Source organism: Nocardia goodfellowii, from assembly GCF_017875645.1.
Classification (GTDB): Bacteria; Actinomycetota; Actinomycetes; order Mycobacteriales; family Mycobacteriaceae; genus Nocardia; species Nocardia goodfellowii.
The window spans coordinates 2,001,520-2,018,247 of the sequence record NZ_JAGGMR010000001.1; the positions used below are offsets into that span (position 1 = coordinate 2,001,520).

13 protein-coding genes and 1 pseudogene are annotated in these 16,728 nt (G+C 66.3%); 11 read left to right on the top strand and 3 right to left on the bottom strand.

What is annotated here, in order from left to right:
* The first annotated feature begins 1 nt into the window (after position 1).
* From BJ987_RS08885 to BJ987_RS08915, 8 genes and pseudogenes are all read left to right on the top strand, one after another.
* Positions 2-643, top strand: a complete 642-nt coding sequence (locus BJ987_RS08885; RefSeq protein ID WP_209886675.1) for a hypothetical protein — start codon at positions 2-4, stop codon at positions 641-643.
* Positions 640-1,257, top strand: coding sequence for a hypothetical protein (locus BJ987_RS08890; RefSeq protein WP_209886677.1), 618 nt, complete (start codon positions 640-642; stop codon positions 1,255-1,257). The genes BJ987_RS08885 and BJ987_RS08890 overlap by 4 nt, the downstream gene beginning before the upstream one ends.
* 538 nt (positions 1,258-1,795) lie before the next feature.
* Complete coding sequence (gene rpoB, locus BJ987_RS08895; RefSeq protein WP_209886682.1) at positions 1,796-5,299, top strand: DNA-directed RNA polymerase subunit beta; 3,504 nt, start codon at positions 1,796-1,798, stop codon at positions 5,297-5,299.
* A 112-nt stretch (positions 5,300-5,411) separates the two neighbouring features.
* Positions 5,412-9,365: a DNA-directed RNA polymerase subunit beta' gene (locus BJ987_RS08900; protein WP_209886685.1), complete on the top strand. Its 3,954-nt coding sequence runs from the start codon at positions 5,412-5,414 to the stop codon at positions 9,363-9,365.
* A 126-nt stretch (positions 9,366-9,491) separates the two neighbouring features.
* A complete protein-coding gene (locus BJ987_RS08905) occupies positions 9,492-10,160 on the top strand; it encodes a Uma2 family endonuclease (protein WP_245365876.1) in 669 nt (222 codons plus the stop codon).
* 81 nt (positions 10,161-10,241) lie between these two features.
* Positions 10,242-10,712 (top strand): annotated as a pseudogene (locus BJ987_RS37185) (carboxymuconolactone decarboxylase family protein); the annotation flags it as partial.
* Positions 10,713-10,721: 9 nt separating this feature from the next.
* On the top strand, positions 10,722-11,036 hold the full coding sequence (locus BJ987_RS37190; RefSeq protein ID WP_245366720.1) for a GNAT family N-acetyltransferase: 315 nt from the start codon (positions 10,722-10,724) through the stop codon (positions 11,034-11,036).
* Positions 11,029-12,021, top strand: coding sequence for a pirin family protein (locus tag BJ987_RS08915; RefSeq protein WP_209886691.1), 993 nt, complete (start codon positions 11,029-11,031; stop codon positions 12,019-12,021). The genes BJ987_RS37190 and BJ987_RS08915 overlap by 8 nt, the downstream gene beginning before the upstream one ends.
* Positions 12,022-12,092: 71 nt before the next feature.
* On the opposite strand, the gene BJ987_RS08920 is transcribed toward BJ987_RS08915, so the two are convergent.
* Genes BJ987_RS08920 through BJ987_RS08930 form a run of 3 tightly spaced genes read right to left on the bottom strand, consistent with a single transcriptional unit; the run spans position 12,093 to position 13,924 of the window.
* Positions 12,093-12,566 carry an SRPBCC family protein gene (locus BJ987_RS08920; RefSeq protein WP_209886693.1) on the bottom strand — a complete coding sequence of 158 codons (474 nt, stop codon included), beginning with the start codon at positions 12,564-12,566 and terminating at the stop codon, positions 12,093-12,095.
* The gene (locus tag BJ987_RS08925) at positions 12,563-12,895 is read right to left on the bottom strand and encodes an ArsR/SmtB family transcription factor (protein ID WP_209886695.1); all 333 of its coding nucleotides are present in this window, start codon (positions 12,893-12,895) and stop codon (positions 12,563-12,565) included. Before BJ987_RS08925 ends, BJ987_RS08920 begins: the two co-directional genes overlap by 4 nt.
* Positions 12,896-12,949: 54 nt before the next feature.
* Positions 12,950-13,924 (bottom strand): GlxA family transcriptional regulator, encoded by a 975-nt coding sequence (locus BJ987_RS08930; protein WP_209886698.1) that lies wholly within the window; start codon positions 13,922-13,924, stop codon positions 12,950-12,952.
* Positions 13,925-14,031: 107 nt separating this feature from the next.
* Between BJ987_RS08930 and BJ987_RS08935 the strand changes: the two genes are divergently transcribed.
* From BJ987_RS08935 to BJ987_RS08945, 3 genes are all read left to right on the top strand, one after another.
* Positions 14,032-14,976 (top strand): NADP-dependent oxidoreductase, encoded by a 945-nt coding sequence (locus BJ987_RS08935; RefSeq protein WP_209886701.1) that lies wholly within the window; start codon positions 14,032-14,034, stop codon positions 14,974-14,976.
* 96 nt (positions 14,977-15,072) lie between these two features.
* Positions 15,073-15,726, top strand: coding sequence for a DUF8020 domain-containing protein (locus BJ987_RS08940; RefSeq protein ID WP_209886705.1), 654 nt, complete (start codon positions 15,073-15,075; stop codon positions 15,724-15,726).
* A gap of 113 nt (positions 15,727-15,839) precedes the next feature.
* Entirely contained in the window at positions 15,840-16,727 is an 888-nt protein-coding gene (locus BJ987_RS08945) for a bile acid:sodium symporter family protein (protein ID WP_209886708.1), read from the top strand.
* Position 16,728 lies beyond the last annotated feature (1 nt).

A 16,728-nucleotide genomic window follows, 5' to 3' on the forward strand; every position in this document is an offset into this window, starting at 1 on the left:
AGTGAGTGTCGATGTAGCAAAGGAAACTCCGGACTCCGCGGTCCTGGCGGAAGCTCCGCTCGAACCGATCGCGGCCCCGAACCGCAAGACCGCGCCCCTCGTGGCGACCGCCCTCGCGGCGGGGGCACTGGCCGTCGCGCTGGTCGCGGCGCTCTGGTTCGGTACCGGCTGGTTGCAGGCGGCCTTCTTCACCGACGGCCCGCGCGCCGCCGCCCGGGACAGCGCACTCGACGCCGCGCGGCAGGCCGCTCTGAATATGACCACGATGCGCCTGGACGACATCCCGGGGTCGCTCGCGCTGGCCCGTTCCTCGATGACCGGTGCGATCCTCGTCTCGGCGGAACAGAACGTCGCGCAGTCCGAACAATTGGCGCGCCGAACCGGGGTCGAGATGACCTCCAAGGTGCTCGGCTCCGCCCTCACCTCGCTGAACACCGAACGCGACAAGGCAGCGGCACTGATCGTGCTGCAGGTGACCGAGACCAAACCGGGCAACGAGGTGTCGAACTACCGCTACACCTGGAACCTGGAGATGACCAAGGACAAAGAGATATGGAAGGCCGAACAGGTCGCCTCCCTGACCCAGCCGGCGCTGCTCGACGGCCCGGTCGCCGGTACCGCACCGCAGGAGGAGCCGCGATGACCGCGCGCCGTCCCGTCAACCGCGTCACCTCCCGGCCGCTCGCCCGGCCCGCCGTCGCGCGCGAGCAGCCCGCCGAAGAGCCGCGGGGGCGTGGTTTGCGCCCGCGCACACCCGACCTGCCCGCGCGCTCGTCCTGGTTCGCGGTGCTCGCCTGTCTCGGCCTGGCCGTCCTACTGGCCGGATTCTCCGCCCTCGCGGCCCAGCGCCCGGGGGTCGACACCGCCAACGCGGCCTTCCTCGATACCGAGGCCACCGAGGAGGTGCGGGCCGCCGCCCAGCACGCCCTGCGCACCATCTACGGCTACGACCTGGAACACATCGACGGCTATGAACAAGCGGTACGCCAGGTGGTCACCGGCAAGATGCTGAGCGACCTGGACAAGTTCTCCGGAACCACCGTCGACGCCATCAAACAGGCGCAGACCAGCGCGGATGCCGAAGCGGACCCCATCGGCGTCACGCTGCTCGACGGTGACCGCGCGGAGTTGCTGGTCAACCTGGTGATCAGCGCCGACAAGGGCGGGCAGGCGCAGCAGAGTGTGGCCGGTCCGGTGGTGCTGCGGATGACCAAGATCAACGGGCGGTGGCTGGCCGGCGACATCGTCGACCAGTGAACCGGGGCCGTAGCGATCGCTTACGGGTCGCTCGAAATGGTCAGGATGCGCCAGCGCGGCAGGCGATCTCGACAACCGGCTGGTCGGTCCTGACACTTGACGGTTTTCGCCGGAGCCGTCACGCTATTCACAACAGCGGCAGCTGTCACAGTGGCTCCAGATGCCCCGTTGCTCTCGACGCAGCCAGCGATTCGAGCACGGCACCGGCGCCACCGGCCCACGTAGCGATCGTTTCCCGGTCGCGCACGGGGTCGGCCCCCGCGCCGGATTCGCACCCGGCGCGCCAGCCACACAGGCGCTCGCCCGGGTGGTATTTTCACACCCGGCGGCGGTGTGCATTGACACCACCCGGTCAGGTGGTGTAATTTTGGACGTTGCGCTGGCTGCCTCCTGTCCATACCTCGATTCGCACACGTGAGTTCCACCCCTTCCGGTGTTACTTCCGCTGTTGCCTGTTCGGGTTTCGTTCGGGTTGTGACCAGCGGAATTCGTAGCAGAAGCAAGCGACGGCCGCGGACCACCACGCGGCGCGCGTGAGGTGCTGGAAGGACGCATCTTGGCAGTCTCCACCCAGACCAAGGCAGTTGCCGGAATCCCCGGAGCCCCTAAGCGGGTGTCTTTCGCGAAAATCCGTGAGCCCTTGGAGGTGCCCGGACTTCTCGATCTACAGACAGATTCTTTTGCATGGTTGATCGGCTCGCCGTCATGGCGTGAGAAGGCCGCCGCGCGCGGCGACGGCGGCCTGGTCGGTGGGCTCGAGGAGGTGCTCGAGGAGCTCTCGCCGATCGAGGACTTCTCCGGCTCCATGTCCCTGTCGTTCTCGGATCCTCGGTTCGAAGAGGTCAAGGCCTCCATCGACGAGTGCAAAGACAAGGACATGACCTACGCGGCGCCGCTGTTCGTCACCGCGGAGTTCATCAACAACAACACCGGTGAGATCAAGAGCCAGACGGTCTTCATGGGTGATTTCCCGATGATGACCGACAAGGGCACGTTCATCATCAACGGCACCGAGCGCGTCGTCGTCTCGCAGCTGGTCCGTTCGCCGGGCGTCTACTTCGACCACTCCGTCGACAAGACCACGGAGAAAGACCTGCACAGCGTGCGCGTCATTCCCTCGCGTGGTGCGTGGCTGGAGTTCGACATCGACAAGCGCGACACCGTCGGTGTCCGCATCGACCGCAAGCGCCGGCAGCCGGTCACCGTGCTGCTCAAGGCGCTCGGTTGGACCAACGAGGAGATCGTCGAGCGTTACGGCTTCTCCGAGATCATGATGTCGACGCTGGAGAAGGACAACACCGCCGGTCAAGACGAGGCGCTGCTGGACATCTACCGCAAGCTGCGTCCGGGCGAACCGCCGACCAAGGAGTCCGCGCAGACTCTGCTGGAGAACCTGTTCTTCAAGGAGAAGCGCTACGACCTGGCCCGCGTCGGCCGCTACAAGATCAACAAGAAGCTCGGCATCCACGTGGGCGAGCCGGTCACCAGCTCGGTGCTGACGAAGGAAGACATCGTCACCACCATCGAGTACCTGGTGCGCCTGCACGCCGGTGACCGCATGATGACCGCCCCCGGCGGCCAGGAAGTGCCGGTCGCGGTCGACGACATCGACCACTTCGGCAACCGTCGCCTGCGCACGGTCGGCGAGCTCATCCAGAACCAGATCCGCGTGGGCCTGTCCCGCATGGAGCGTGTGGTCCGCGAGCGGATGACCACCCAGGACGTCGAGGCCATCACGCCGCAGACCCTGATCAACATCCGCCCGGTCGTCGCCGCGATCAAGGAGTTCTTCGGAACCTCCCAGCTGTCGCAGTTCATGGACCAGAACAACCCGCTGTCGGGCCTGACCCACAAGCGCCGCCTGTCGGCGCTGGGCCCCGGTGGTCTGTCCCGTGAGCGCGCCGGCCTGGAAGTTCGAGACGTCCACCCGTCGCACTACGGCCGCATGTGCCCGATCGAGACCCCGGAAGGCCCGAACATCGGCCTGATCGGTTCGCTGTCGGTGTACGCGCGGGTCAACCCGTTCGGCTTCATCGAGACCCCGTACCGCAAGGTCATCGACGGCCGGGTCACCGACGAGGTCGTCTACCTGACGGCCGACGAGGAGGACCGCCACGTTCGTGCGCAGGCCAACTCGCCGGTCGACGCCGAAGGCCGCTTCCTCGAGGACAAGATCCTCGTGCGCCGGCTCGGTGAAGAGGTCGAGTTCGTCTCGGCCGACCAGGTCGACTACATGGACGTCTCGCCGCGCCAGATGGTGTCGGTCGCGACCGCGATGATCCCGTTCCTCGAGCACGACGACGCCAACCGTGCCCTCATGGGCGCGAACATGCAGCGTCAGGCCGTGCCGCTGATCCGTTCCGAGGCGCCGCTGGTCGGCACCGGTATGGAGCTGCGCGCCGCGGTCGACGCCGGCGATGTCGTGGTGAACGAGAAGCCCGGTGTGGTCGAAGAGGTTTCCGCCGACTACGTCACCGTCATGCACGACGACGGCACCCGCAAGTCCTACCGGATGCGCAAGTTCAACCGCTCCAACCAGGGCACCTGCTCCAACCAGCGTCCCATCGTCGATGAGGGTGCGCGGGTCGAGCAGGGTCAGGTTCTGGCCGACGGCCCCTGCACCGAAAACGGTGAGATGGCCCTGGGCAAGAACCTGCTCGTGGCGATCATGCCGTGGGAAGGCCACAACTACGAGGACGCGATCATCTTGTCGCAGCGCCTCGTGGAAGAGGACGTCCTCACCTCGATCCACATCGAAGAGCACGAAATCGACGCCCGCGACACCAAGCTGGGCGCCGAGGAGATCACCCGGGACATCCCGAACGTCTCCGACGAGGTGCTGGCCGATCTGGACGAGCGCGGCATCGTGCGCATCGGCGCCGAGGTCCGCGACGGCGACATCCTGGTCGGCAAGGTCACCCCGAAGGGCGAGACCGAGCTGACCCCGGAGGAGCGGCTGCTCCGCGCGATCTTCGGTGAGAAGGCGCGCGAGGTCCGCGACACCTCGCTGAAGGTGCCGCACGGTGAGTCCGGCAAGGTCATCGGTATTCGCGTGTTCTCGCGCGAGGACGACGACGATCTGCCTCCGGGCGTCAACGAGCTGGTCCGCGTGTACGTGGCGCAGAAGCGCAAGATCCAGGACGGCGACAAGCTGGCCGGCCGGCACGGCAACAAGGGTGTCATCGGCAAGATCCTCGCCACCGAGGACATGCCGTTCATGCCCGACGGCACCCCGGTCGACATCATCCTGAACACCCACGGCGTGCCGCGTCGTATGAACATCGGCCAGATCTTGGAGACCCACCTCGGGTGGATCGGCAAGGCCGGCTGGGATGTGCACGGTCCGGACGGCGCCAAGCCCGACTGGGCCTCGGCGCTGCCGGAGGAGATGCTGGCCGCTCCGCAGGATTCCAACATCGCGACCCCCGTCTTCGACGGTGCCCGCGAAGAGGAACTGACCGGTCTGCTCGCCTCGACCCTGCCGAACCGCGATGGTGAGCGCATGGTCGACGAGAACGGCAAGTCGGTGCTGTTCGACGGTCGCTCGGGTGAGCCCTTCCCGTACCCGGTCGCGGTCGGCTACATGTACATCCTGAAGCTGCACCACCTGGTCGACGACAAGATCCACGCCCGTTCGACCGGTCCGTACTCGATGATCACCCAGCAGCCGCTCGGTGGTAAGGCGCAGTTCGGTGGTCAGCGCTTCGGTGAAATGGAATGTTGGGCCATGCAGGCGTACGGCGCCGCGTACACCCTGCAGGAACTGCTCACCATCAAGTCCGACGACGTGGTCGGCCGCGTGAAGGTCTACGAGGCGATCGTCAAGGGCGAGAACATTCCGGAGCCGGGCATTCCGGAGTCGTTCAAGGTGCTGCTCAAGGAACTCCAGTCGCTGTGCCTCAATGTCGAGGTGCTGTCTTCGGACGGCGCCGCGATCGAGATGCGTGACGGCGACGACGAGGACTTGGAGCGCGCGGCCGCGAACCTGGGCATCAACTTGTCCAGGAACGAAGCCGCCACCGTCGACGACCTGGCGAACTGATGCGTTCGGCGTCCCCCCGTCGTCCCGGGCTTTCCGGGACGACGGGGTGGCGCGCTCGACCCACTAGTGAACTTTTGCTCGAATTCGACCCGCATAGGGGAAAGGAAGTTACGTGCTAGACGTCAACTTCTTCGATGAACTCCGGATCGGCCTGGCCACCGCCGAAGACATCCGCCAGTGGTCCTACGGCGAGGTGAAGAAGCCGGAGACCATCAACTACCGCACGCTGAAGCCGGAGAAGGACGGCCTGTTCTGCGAGAAGATCTTCGGACCTACTCGCGACTGGGAGTGCTACTGCGGTAAGTACAAGCGTGTCCGCTTCAAGGGCATCATCTGTGAGCGCTGTGGCGTCGAGGTGACTCGCGCCAAGGTGCGCCGTGAGCGGATGGGCCACATCGAGCTGGCCGCTCCGGTCACTCACATCTGGTACTTCAAGGGCGTTCCGTCGCGCTTGGGCTACCTGCTCGACCTGGCGCCGAAGGATCTGGAAAAGATCATCTACTTCGCCGCCTACGTCATCGTCGCGGTCGACGAGGAGCTGCGCCACAACGAGCTCAGCACCCTCGAGGCCGAGATGGAGGTCGAGAAGAAGGCGGTCGCCGACCAGCGTGACGCCGACCTGGAGGCCCGCGCCCAGAAGCTCGAGGCGGATATCGCCGAGCTCGAGGCCGAGGGTGCCAAGTCCGACGTGCGCCGCAAGGTCAAGGACGGCGGCGAGCGTGAGATGCGTCAGCTCCGCGACCGCGCCCAGCGTGAGCTGGACCGGCTCGACGAGATCTGGACCACATTCACCAAGCTGGCGCCCAAGCAGCTCATCGTCGACGAGGTGCTCTACCGCGAGCTGATCGACCGTTACGGCGAATACTTCACCGGCGCCATGGGTGCGGAGTCCATCCAGAAGCTGATGGAGAACTTCGACATCGACGCCGAGGCCGAGAACCTGCGCGAGACCATTCGCTCGGGCAAGGGCCAGAAGAAGCTGCGCGCGCTCAAGCGGCTCAAGGTCGTCGCGGCCTTCCAGGCCAACGGCAACTCGCCCATGGGCATGGTGCTCGACGCCGTTCCGGTGATCCCGCCGGAGCTGCGCCCGATGGTTCAGCTCGACGGTGGCCGTTTCGCCACCTCCGACCTGAACGACCTGTACCGCCGCGTGATCAACCGCAACAACCGCCTCAAGCGACTGATCGATCTCGGTGCGCCCGAGATCATCGTCAACAACGAGAAGCGGATGCTGCAGGAGTCCGTGGACGCGCTGTTCGACAACGGCCGCCGCGGTCGTCCGGTCACCGGTCCGGGTAACCGCCCGCTGAAGTCTTTGAGCGATCTGCTCAAGGGCAAGCAGGGTCGTTTCCGGCAGAACCTGCTCGGTAAGCGCGTCGACTACTCGGGCCGTTCGGTCATCGTGGTCGGTCCGCAGCTGAAGCTGCACCAGTGCGGTCTGCCGAAGCTGATGGCGCTCGAGCTGTTCAAGCCGTTCGTGATGAAGCGACTGGTCGACCTGAACCACGCGCAGAACATCAAGTCCGCCAAGCGGATGGTCGAGCGTCAGCGTCCCCAGGTGTGGGATGTCCTCGAAGAGGTCATCGCCGAGCACCCGGTGCTGCTGAATAGGGCACCGACGCTGCATCGTCTGGGAATCCAGGCTTTCGAGCCGCAGCTTGTCGAGGGCAAGGCGATCCAGCTGCACCCGCTCGTCTGTGAGGCGTTCAACGCCGACTTCGACGGTGACCAGATGGCCGTGCACCTTCCGCTGTCCGCGGAGGCGCAGGCCGAGGCTCGCATCCTGATGCTGTCCTCGAACAACATCCTGTCGCCGGCGTCCGGCCGCCCGCTCGCCATGCCCCGTCTGGACATGGTGACCGGCCTGTACTACCTGACCCGCCTCGTCGAGGGCGCCAAGGGCGAGTACCGGCCGTCGGGCAAGGACACCGCCGAATTCGGCGTGTACTCCTCGCCGGCCGAGGCGCAGATGGCGGTGGACCGCGGTGAGCTGACCGTGCGTTCGCTGATCAAGGTGCGCCTGACCGAGCAGCGTCCGCCGAAGGACATCGAGGACGAGCTGTTCCCGGACGGCTGGCAGCGCGGCGACGCGTGGACCGCCGAGACCACTCTGGGTCGCGTGCTGTTCAACGAGTTGCTGCCCGCGGACTACGCGTTCATCAACGAGCAGATGCCGAAGAAGCGTCAGGCCACGATCATCAACGATCTGGCCGAGCGTTACCCGATGATTGTCGTGGCGCAGACCGTCGACAAGCTGAAGGACGCGGGCTTCTACTGGGCCACCCGCTCCGGTGTCACGGTCTCCATGTCGGACGTTCTGGTTCCGCCGGAGAAGACCGAGATCATGGAGCGCTACGAGGCGCAGGCCGAGCAGATCGAAAAGAAGTACCAGCGTGGTGCTTTGGATCACCAGGAGCGCAACAACGCCCTGGTCAAGATCTGGCAGGAAGCGACCGAAGAGGTCGGTACGGCACTGCGGGCGCACTACCCGCCGGACAACCCGATCATCACGATCGTCGAGTCGGGCGCGACCGGTAACTTCACCCAGACTCGTACCCTCGCCGGTATGAAGGGCCTGGTTACCAACCCGAAGGGTGAGTTCATCCCGCGCCCGATCAAGTCCTCCTTCCGTGAGGGCCTGACCGTGCTCGAGTACTTCATCAACACCCACGGTGCCCGTAAGGGTCTGGCCGACACCGCGCTGCGTACCGCCGACTCGGGTTACCTGACCCGTCGTCTGGTGGACGTCTCGCAGGACGTCATCGTGCGCGAGCACGACTGTGGTACCGAGCGCGGCATCGTGGTGCCGATCGCGGAGAAGATGGCCGACGGCACTCTGATCCGGGACGCGCACGTGGAAACCTCCACCTACGCACGGACTTTGGCGACCGACGCGGTCGACGCCAAGGGCAATGTCGTCGTGGCCAAGGGCGCCGATCTCGGCGACCCGGCGCTGGACGCGCTGCTCGGCGCCGGCATCACCGAGGTGAAGGTCCGCTCCGTGCTGACCTGCACCACCGGCACCGGCGTGTGTGCGACCTGCTACGGCCGCTCGATGGCCACCGGCAAGCTGGTCGACATCGGTGAGGCCGTCGGTATCGTCGCCGCGCAGTCCATCGGTGAGCCCGGTACCCAGCTGACCATGCGTACCTTCCACCAGGGTGGTGTCGCGGGCGATGACATCACCGGCGGTCTGCCTCGTGTGCAGGAGCTCTTCGAGGCTCGTGTGCCCAAGGGCAAGGCGCCGATCGCGGAGATCTCCGGCCGCGTGCGGATGGAAGACGACGACCGCTTCTACAAGATCACCATCATCCCGGATGACGGTAGCGAAGAGGTTGTCTACGACAAGCTCTCGAAGCGGCAGCGTCTGCGTGTGTTCAAGCACGACGACGGCACCGAGCGCCTGCTCTCCGACGGTGACCATGTCGAGGTCGGCCAGCAGCTGCTGGAAGGCGCGGCGGATCCGCACGAGGTGCTGCGCGTGATGGGCCCCCGTCAGGTGCAGGTCCACCTGGTCCACGAGGTCCAGGAGGTCTACCGCTCGCAGGGTGTGTCGATCCACGACAAGCACATCGAGGTCATCGTCCGGCAGATGCTGCGGCGTGTCACCATCATCGACTCCGGCGCGACGGAATTCCTGCCCGGTTCGCTCACCGAGCGGGCCGAGTTCGAAGCCGCCAACCGCCGCGTGGTCGCCGAGGGTGGCGAGCCCGCGTCGGGTCGCCCGGTGCTGATGGGTATCACCAAGGCGTCGCTGGCCACCGATTCGTGGCTGTCGGCGGCGTCGTTCCAGGAGACCACTCGAGTTCTGACGGACGCGGCGATCAACTGCCGCTCCGACAAGCTCATCGGTCTCAAGGAGAACGTGATCATCGGCAAGCTGATCCCGGCCGGTACCGGTATCAACCGCTACCGCAACATCCAGGTGCAGCCGACCGAGGAAGCCCGTCAGGCCGCGTACGCGGTGCCGTCCTACGACGACACCTACTACAGCCCGGACAGCTTCGGCACCTCCACGGGTGCCGCGGTGCCGCTGGACGATTACGGTTTCAGCGACTACCGGTAATCGGTAGGTAGGCAAGCGCATTCGGCCCCCGCTCTTCGGAGCGGGGGCCGAAGTGCGTTCCGGGGGCTACTGGTTAGCGGGCTGATTGCGCGGAATCGAGCATTCGCCTCTGCTTCGTGCAGTAGCTTGCGTGGGGCACTCGAGCCGAAGGTCCCAGCGAGCGAAGGAGTGAGGGCGACGGTACTTCCTGAACTGGAGAGTCAGTGGTCCGCCGCCATCATGTCCAGGCGGCCCTTGACTATCTCCGACTTCCTGGCACTTGGCGAGGACGACCGGTTCCACTGGGAATTGCAGGAGGGGGTTCTCGTCAAGGCTCCGTCGCCGGAGCTGCGGCACAATGTATTTCGCAGCAGATTGGACCATCTGCTAGAGCCGCAATTGCCGTCCGGATTCGTTTCGGTGCCGGACATCGATGTCGACCTCGAGCTGGTTCCCGAGGGTGGTCCGGCCACCGTTCGTCGTCCTGACCTCGTAGTGGTGGAGGCAAGTGCAGTCGACCGGGTCGACGAACTGGGAGGGATTCTGCGCGCCTCGGATGTCCACCTTGTGGTCGAGGTGTTGTCGCCGAACTCGCGCCGCATGGATTACAAAATCAAGCGCAGCGAATTCGCCGATGCGGGCATCCCGTACTACTGGATCATCGATCTGGAGCCGCTCGTCAGCCTGTTGCCGCTGCGGCTCACCGAGGGACTCGGCTACCTCGGCAACGGCGCGGTGACGGGTGTCTACACCACCGATCTGCCTTACCCGCTGAGTATCGATCTCGATCGGCTTGCGAGCGGGCGGGAGCCGTAGTCGCCGCGCTGCGGACCTTGCGGCCGAGGTGTTCCGGACCGCAGTCCGGAACAATTCCTCCGCCGTCCCAGTTATTCGGGCATGGAGTCGTTGGTTTCGGAACGTCGGGTCTGGATCGATAAGCAGCATCCGCAGGTGTTTCGCGCGCTGACCGGGGTGGCGGCGCAGGTGCGGGCGGCGGGGGCGGCGACGGGGCTGGAGCGCAGGCTGATCGAGCTGGTCAATGTGCGGGTGTCGCAGATCAACGGCTGTGCCAGTTGCTTGGACATTCATCAGCGGGCCGCGCTGAAAGCGGGGGTTTCGGCGCAGGAGCTGGCGGTATTGCCCGCATGGCGGCGCACCGAGTTGTTCACGGCGCAGGAGCGGGCCGCGCTGGCGATCGCCGAGATAACCACCGCATTGCCGGAGGAAGCGACGATGGCGCGCGAGTACGCTTTCGCGCGCCGGGCTCTTTCCGATGCACAGATCTCCGCGGTGATCTGGGTGGCGACGACGATCGCCGCGTTCAATCGAGTTTCCATTATGAGTAGTCACCCGGTACGAGCACAGAAGGAGCAGCACATGACCGATTCGACTCCCGAGGCCACGGTCGTCCGCAACGACGACAAGAAGCGGTACGAGATCTCCTACGGCGGCAAGCTCGCCGGGTTCGCCGAGTACGAGGAGCGCGGTGACGAAACGGTGTTCACGCACACCGAGATCGATGACGCGTTCTCGGGCAAGGGGCTCGGGAAGGTGCTGGCCAAGGTGGCCATCGAGGACACGATCGCACTGGAGCGGGTGATCCGGCCGCTGTGCCCGTTCATCAAGGCCTACTTGGACAAGCATCCGGAGTACGACGCGCACGTGATCGGTAAGGGCGTCACCCGTGAGTGATCTCGAGGAGCACCCCGCCGAGCAACTGTGCGAACCGAGCGCGGGTCCCGGCCCGGTGGCCGAGTTGTTTCCGGCGCGGGAGGTGCCGTTGGGCGGGGTGCGCGGCGTATTCGTGGAACGCGTGCTGCCGCAACGGGATCTGCCGACCGTCGGGGCGTGGTGTTTCTTCGACCATTTCGGTTCGCCGACGGTCACCAAGACCGATGCGCCGCCGGATATCGATCCGCACCCGCATATCGGTTTGCAGACGGTGACCTGGCCGTTCACCGGGGAGATCAGGCATCGTGATTCGGTCGGGTCGGACGTGGAGATCCACCCGGGGCAGTTGAACCTGATGACTTCGGGGCGTGGGATCGCGCATTCGGAGTACTACTCCGCCGACGCGCCGGCTAGCCACGGTCTACAGCTCTGGATCGCTTTGCCCGGCCACGCGACTGGGGTGGAGCCGCATTTCGAGCAGCATCGTGACCTGCCGGTGTATCGGGCGCTGGGCATCCAGGCGATCGTGCTGATCGGCTCGCTGGCGGGGCGCACCTCACCGGCGAAGGCGTACACCCCGATCGTCGGCGCGGATGTCCGGGTCGAGCCGGGCGCCCGGGTCACGCTGCCGCTGGATCCTGATTTCGAGCACGCGGTGCTGCTGATCGAGGGTGACGCGACGGTCGAGGGCACCGATCTCGCGCCGGGGCCGTTGCTCTACCTGGGCACCGGGCGAAAAGAGTTGCGGCTCGACAGTGCCGCGGGCGCGCACTTCCTGCTGATCGGCGGCGAGCCGTTCGGCGAGGAGTTGGTGATGTGGTGGAACTTCGTGGGCCGCAGCCACGAGGAGATCGTCGCGGCCCGGGACGCCTGGGAGGAACGCGATGTCACGCGGTTCCCGGATATCGCGGGACATACCCCGGATCAGCGCATTCCGGCGCCGCCGCTGCCCGCGCTGCATTTGAAGCCGCGCAAGCGGCGCGTCTGCGGCGCGGAACACTCCTGAATCACACTGTCCGACAACGATATTCGGCCTCCTCCTGGCATCGGGTGGAGGCCGAATCATGGTCGGGTGGTTCAGGCCGCGAGCAGGCGGTCCAGCGCCAGGTAGCTCTCGGTCATCCCGGCTGCCATGCCGGAGCCCAGCATTCCGTCGCGTTCCTCCTGGGTGTGGAAGAGGCTGTCGGTCACCACTTTGGTCCGGCCGTCGCCCAGGTCGACGAATGTCGTGGTGTCGATGGTGATGTGGGCGGGCATGCCGTCCCATTCGAAGGACTGCACGATCCGCTCCTGCGGGGTGATCTCCCGGAATCGTCCCTCGAAGCCGTGGGTTTCGCCGTCGGAATGTTCGACGAAGCGCCAGTGCCCGCCCTTGCGGAATTCCCAGCGCTCGATATCGAGCTGGTTGCCCCGGCCCCACCACTGGGCCAACTGCTCGACCCGGCTGTAGGCGGCCCACACGCGTTCGCGTGGGGCGTCGAAGACGCGCTCGACGTGACAGTCACGGTCGCCGGACGTGGTGACGACAACATCTTTCGTGGGTGTGCTCATTGGTTGTGCTCCGTTCGCTCCAGAAATTCGCCGAGACGGTCCATTCGGGCTTCCACCATGCGCCGATAGTTCTGCAACCACGCCACTTCACGGTCGAAGATGTTCGCTCCGAGCCGGCAGTACCGGACTCGACCGCGTTTCTCGGTGACGATCATGCCCGCTCCCTCCAGCAGCCGCAGATGCTTCTTCATCCCCGTCAGGGTCATCTCGAAGCGATCGGCCAGCTCGGTGACGGACGCGGGCCCATGCCCGAGGTGCTCCAGGATCCCCCGTCGGGTGGGATCCGCGAGCGCTCCGAACGATGCGCCTAGGAAGTCATACTGAACCATCTAGTTCAGTGTTGCGCGTGGCGGACGCCAAGTCAACAGTTCCGGTGAAAATGCTCAGGCGGCGCCGCGGAAGGTCCTGCGGTACGCGTTCGGGGAGGTGCCCAGGGCCGCGCGCATCTGCTGGCGCAGCGAATTCGCGGTACCGAAGCCCGCGCGGTGGGCGACGAGATCGATGCTGAGGTCGCTGTTCTCCAGCAGGTCGCGGGCGCGTTCCAGGCGCTGGGCGGTGAGCCAGCGGCCCGGCGTCACGCCGGTCTCCTCGCGGAATTTCCGGGTGAAGGTGCGCACGCTCATCCGCGCGTGCGCGGCCATCGCCTCCAGGGAGACCTGACTGTCCAGGCGGTCCAGCAGCCAGGCGCGGGTGGGAGCGGTGGAGGCGGTCGTCGATTCGGGGACGGGACGTTCGATGAACTGGGCCTGCCCGCCGTCGCGCCACGGGGGAACCACGCAGCGGCGGGCCGCGCGGTTGGCGACCGCGGTGCCGTGATCACAGCGCAACAGGTACAGGCACAGGTCGATGCCCGCCGCGATGCCCGCGGCGGTGAGCACGTCACCGTTGTCGATGAACAGCACGTCCTCGTCGAGCCGGACGCGCGGGAAGGCGCGGCGGAATTCCTCGGCGCGCATCCAATGCGTGGTGGCGGAGCGGCCGTCGAGCACGCCCGCCGCGGCGAGCACGTAGCTGCCGGTGCACATGGACACCAGTCGGGTGCCGGGACGGATGCGGGCCAGCGCGGCGGCCAGCGGTTCCGGCAGTGGGCCGCCGGTGCGCAGGTCACCGAGGTCGTGCGCGGGCGGAATGATGACCGTGTCCGCCGTCTCGAGTTCTTCCGGTCCGCGACCCACGACCACGTCGAAGCCTTGATCGCAGCGCACCGGGCCGCCGCTCACCGAGCACACCGTCACCTCGTAGAGCGGCGCTCCGTTCGTCGCGCAGACCTCGGTGAAAACCCGTGCGGGGATGCCGAGTTCGAACAACGGCACGCTGTCCAGGGCCAGGACGACGATGCGGTGGGGCGCGGCACTCATGGCCGGATTCTGTCACATATTGGCTATCCGGCCAGTACTGCACCGGCGGCCCGAGCGGCAATCTGGTTCCCGCACAGCAAACGCGCTGCGAAGAAAGGGAATTCGCCATGACCACCATGCTCGCCGTCGTCGTACCCGAATGGGGTGCACCCGAGGTTCTGACGCCCGCCCGGATCGAGCGGCCGGAACCGGGCATGACCGAGATTCTGGTGCGGGTGCACGCGGCCGGCGTCAATCCGGTCGACTGGAAGACCCGGGCCAGTGGCGCCTTCATCGCCTGGGGCGAGCCGCCGATCGTCGGCTGGGACGTCTCCGGGACAGTGGCGGCCGTCGGCCCCGGTGTCACGCTGTTCGAGCCCGGTGACGAGGTCTACGGTATGCCCGCTTTCCCGCGGCAGGCCGGTGCCTACGCGGAATACGTTGTCGCACCGGCTCGTCAGTTCGCCCGTAAGCCACCGTCCCTGTCGCACCTCGAAGCCGCCGCGTTGCCGCTGGCCGGACTCACCGCCTGGCAGTCGCTGGTCGATACCGCGGAACTCGTTGCGGGGCAGCGTGTGCTGATCCATGCGGCGGCGGGCGGGGTGGGGCACCTGGCGGTACAGATCGCCAAGGCGCGGGGTGCGTATGTCATCGCGACGGGACGTGCGGACAAGCACGAGTTCCTGCGTTCGCTCGGAGCCGATGAGGTAATCGACTACAGCGCAGTCGATTTCAGCACCGTCGTCGACGAGGTCGATGTGGTGCTGGACGCGTACGGCGGCGACTACGGCGTCCGTTCGCTGCCGGTCCTCCGGCGCGGTGGATATCTGGTGGTGTTGCCCGGACCGGATACGCTGCCGACCGCGGAGCAGGCGCGGGAGCACGGTGTGCGCGTCGGCTGGAACGTGGTCGAGCCCGACGCCGGCGGGCTGCGTGAACTGTCCGACCTGGTCGAGACGGGCAGGCTGCGGGTCGTAATCGACACTGTGTTCCCCCTGGCGGAGGCGGCGAAAGCGCACGCGCACGGCGAGACCGGGCGCACCCGCGGAAAGATCGTCCTGGAAGTCGGCTAGGAGCGGGCGTACTGCGCCGAACATCTTGTAGCCGTACTGAAGTCGGCGTGCGCCGGGTATCTTCGTACCGACGAATTCGCGCTAGGGGAGTACACGATGAGGATCAGCGGAATCACCGCGACCGCACTTCTGGCCGTGGCGGCCACCGGACTGGCGAGCGGCGCAGTGCGCGCTGAGCCCGTGCCCGCGCCGCCCGCGCAGGTCAGCCCGGCCGAGGACACTCCGCTCGATCTCCGCGGCGACTACGAAGGGGTCGGCTACCAGGTCGCGGTGGCGCAGGATCGCAAATCCACGGTCACCACGTTGCGCAACGGCCGCTTCGAGTTCGCGGCGGACAACAAGGTCGTGACGGTCACCGACGACGCCGGTCGGATCATCGCGGCGTTGCCGATGACGATCGATGTCGAAGGCCACAAGGTCGACCTGCGCCCGGTCGTCGAGGAGGCGGGCACTCGGCTGTCGCTCGCGCCGGACAACCTGTCCGAAGCTCCGGTGCGCGAGGTCAGCGCGCAGGAGCGCTTCTTCGCCGACATCGAGCGCTACCAGCCGCAGATCATGACGGGCGCGGCGATCGGCGCGGCGATCGGCTTCCTGGTCGGATTCCCGTTGGGGCTGTTCGTGTTCGACGTGATCACCGTGCCGATCACCACGGTCGTCGGTGCCGCGATCGGTGCGTTCGCCGGTCTCCATCAGGGCGGCGGACAGGAATCGGTCGACGCGGCCATCGCCTACCTGACCGGGCAGCCCTGATTTTCCGTAATCACCGCGACGCTCGTCACACTCCGGCTATCCTCAGCGAATTCTGACACCCGCCGGGTTCAGATGTCGGCTGTGGGTAGCCGGATGAGTGATGAGGACAATGCATGAATTCTCCACTGGTATCGGTAGCGCTGCCGTTGGCGCTGGCCGTGATCATGTTCGGCCTGGGGCTGTCACTGACCGTCGACGACTTCCGGCGAATCGCGGTGAACCCGAAACCGGTGGCCGTCGCGCTGGCCTGCCAGCTGCTGGTATTGCCGGCGGCCGCGTTCGGGTTGGTCTTGCTGTTCGATCTGTCCCCGCTGCTCGCGGTCGGAATGATGCTGCTGGCGGCCTCGCCCGGCGGCACCACCGCGAATCTCTTCAGTCATCTGTTCCGCGGCGACGTCGCGCTGAATGTCTCACTGACGGCGGTGAATTCGATCATCGCCGTGGTAACTCTGCCGCTGGTCACCAATTTCGCGATCGACTATTTCGAACCGGGCGGCAGCGCGGGCCAGGTCGGCCTGCAATTCGGCAAGGCCGCACAGGTTTTCGCGATCGTGCTGATCCCGGTCGCGCTGGGCATGCTCACCCGGCGGCGGGCTCCGGCTTTCGCCGACCGGATGGACCGCCCGGTGCGGATCGGCTCGGCGGTGACGCTGTTGCTGGTCATCCTGGGCACGATGCTGGCCGAACGGGCGAACCTCACCGGCTATCTGGTCGACGTCGGCGCGGTGACCACGCTGTTCTGCCTGATCAGCCTGACCGCCGGCTACTTCGTGCCGCGCTGGCTGGGTGTGACCGACCGCCAGGCGATCGCCTGCTCGATGGAGATCGGCATCCACAACAGCACGATCGCGATGACGGTGGCCATCAGCGTCCTGGACAGCACCGAGATGGCCGTTCCCGCAGCGGTTTACGGCGTGCTGATGTTCCCGCTGGCCGCTGCCGTCGGCTGGCTCATCACCCGGCGCTTTCCGCGCCCGGCCGAAGCGCCCGCTCAGGCGTAGC

What these genes read in the sequence shown, in the direction of transcription:
- BJ987_RS08890 (WP_209886677.1), top strand. Translation starts at nt 640, where the DNA reads ATGACCGCGCGCCGTCCCGTCAACCGCGTCACCTCCCGGCCGCTCGCC.
- BJ987_RS37190 (WP_245366720.1), top strand. Translation starts at nt 10,722, where the DNA reads ATGACCGATTCGACTCCCGAGGCCACGGTCGTCCGCAACGACGACAAG.
- BJ987_RS08920 (WP_209886693.1), bottom strand. Translation starts at nt 12,566, where the DNA reads ATGAGCACACCCACGAAAGATGTTGTCGTCACCACGTCCGGCGACCGT.
- BJ987_RS08925 (WP_209886695.1), bottom strand. Translation starts at nt 12,895, where the DNA reads ATGGTTCAGTATGACTTCCTAGGCGCATCGTTCGGAGCGCTCGCGGAT.
- BJ987_RS08930 (WP_209886698.1), bottom strand. Translation starts at nt 13,924, where the DNA reads ATGAGTGCCGCGCCCCACCGCATCGTCGTCCTGGCCCTGGACAGCGTG.
- BJ987_RS08935 (WP_209886701.1), top strand. Translation starts at nt 14,032, where the DNA reads ATGACCACCATGCTCGCCGTCGTCGTACCCGAATGGGGTGCACCCGAG.
- BJ987_RS08940 (WP_209886705.1), top strand. Translation starts at nt 15,073, where the DNA reads ATGAGGATCAGCGGAATCACCGCGACCGCACTTCTGGCCGTGGCGGCC.
- BJ987_RS08945 (WP_209886708.1), top strand. Translation starts at nt 15,840, where the DNA reads ATGAATTCTCCACTGGTATCGGTAGCGCTGCCGTTGGCGCTGGCCGTG.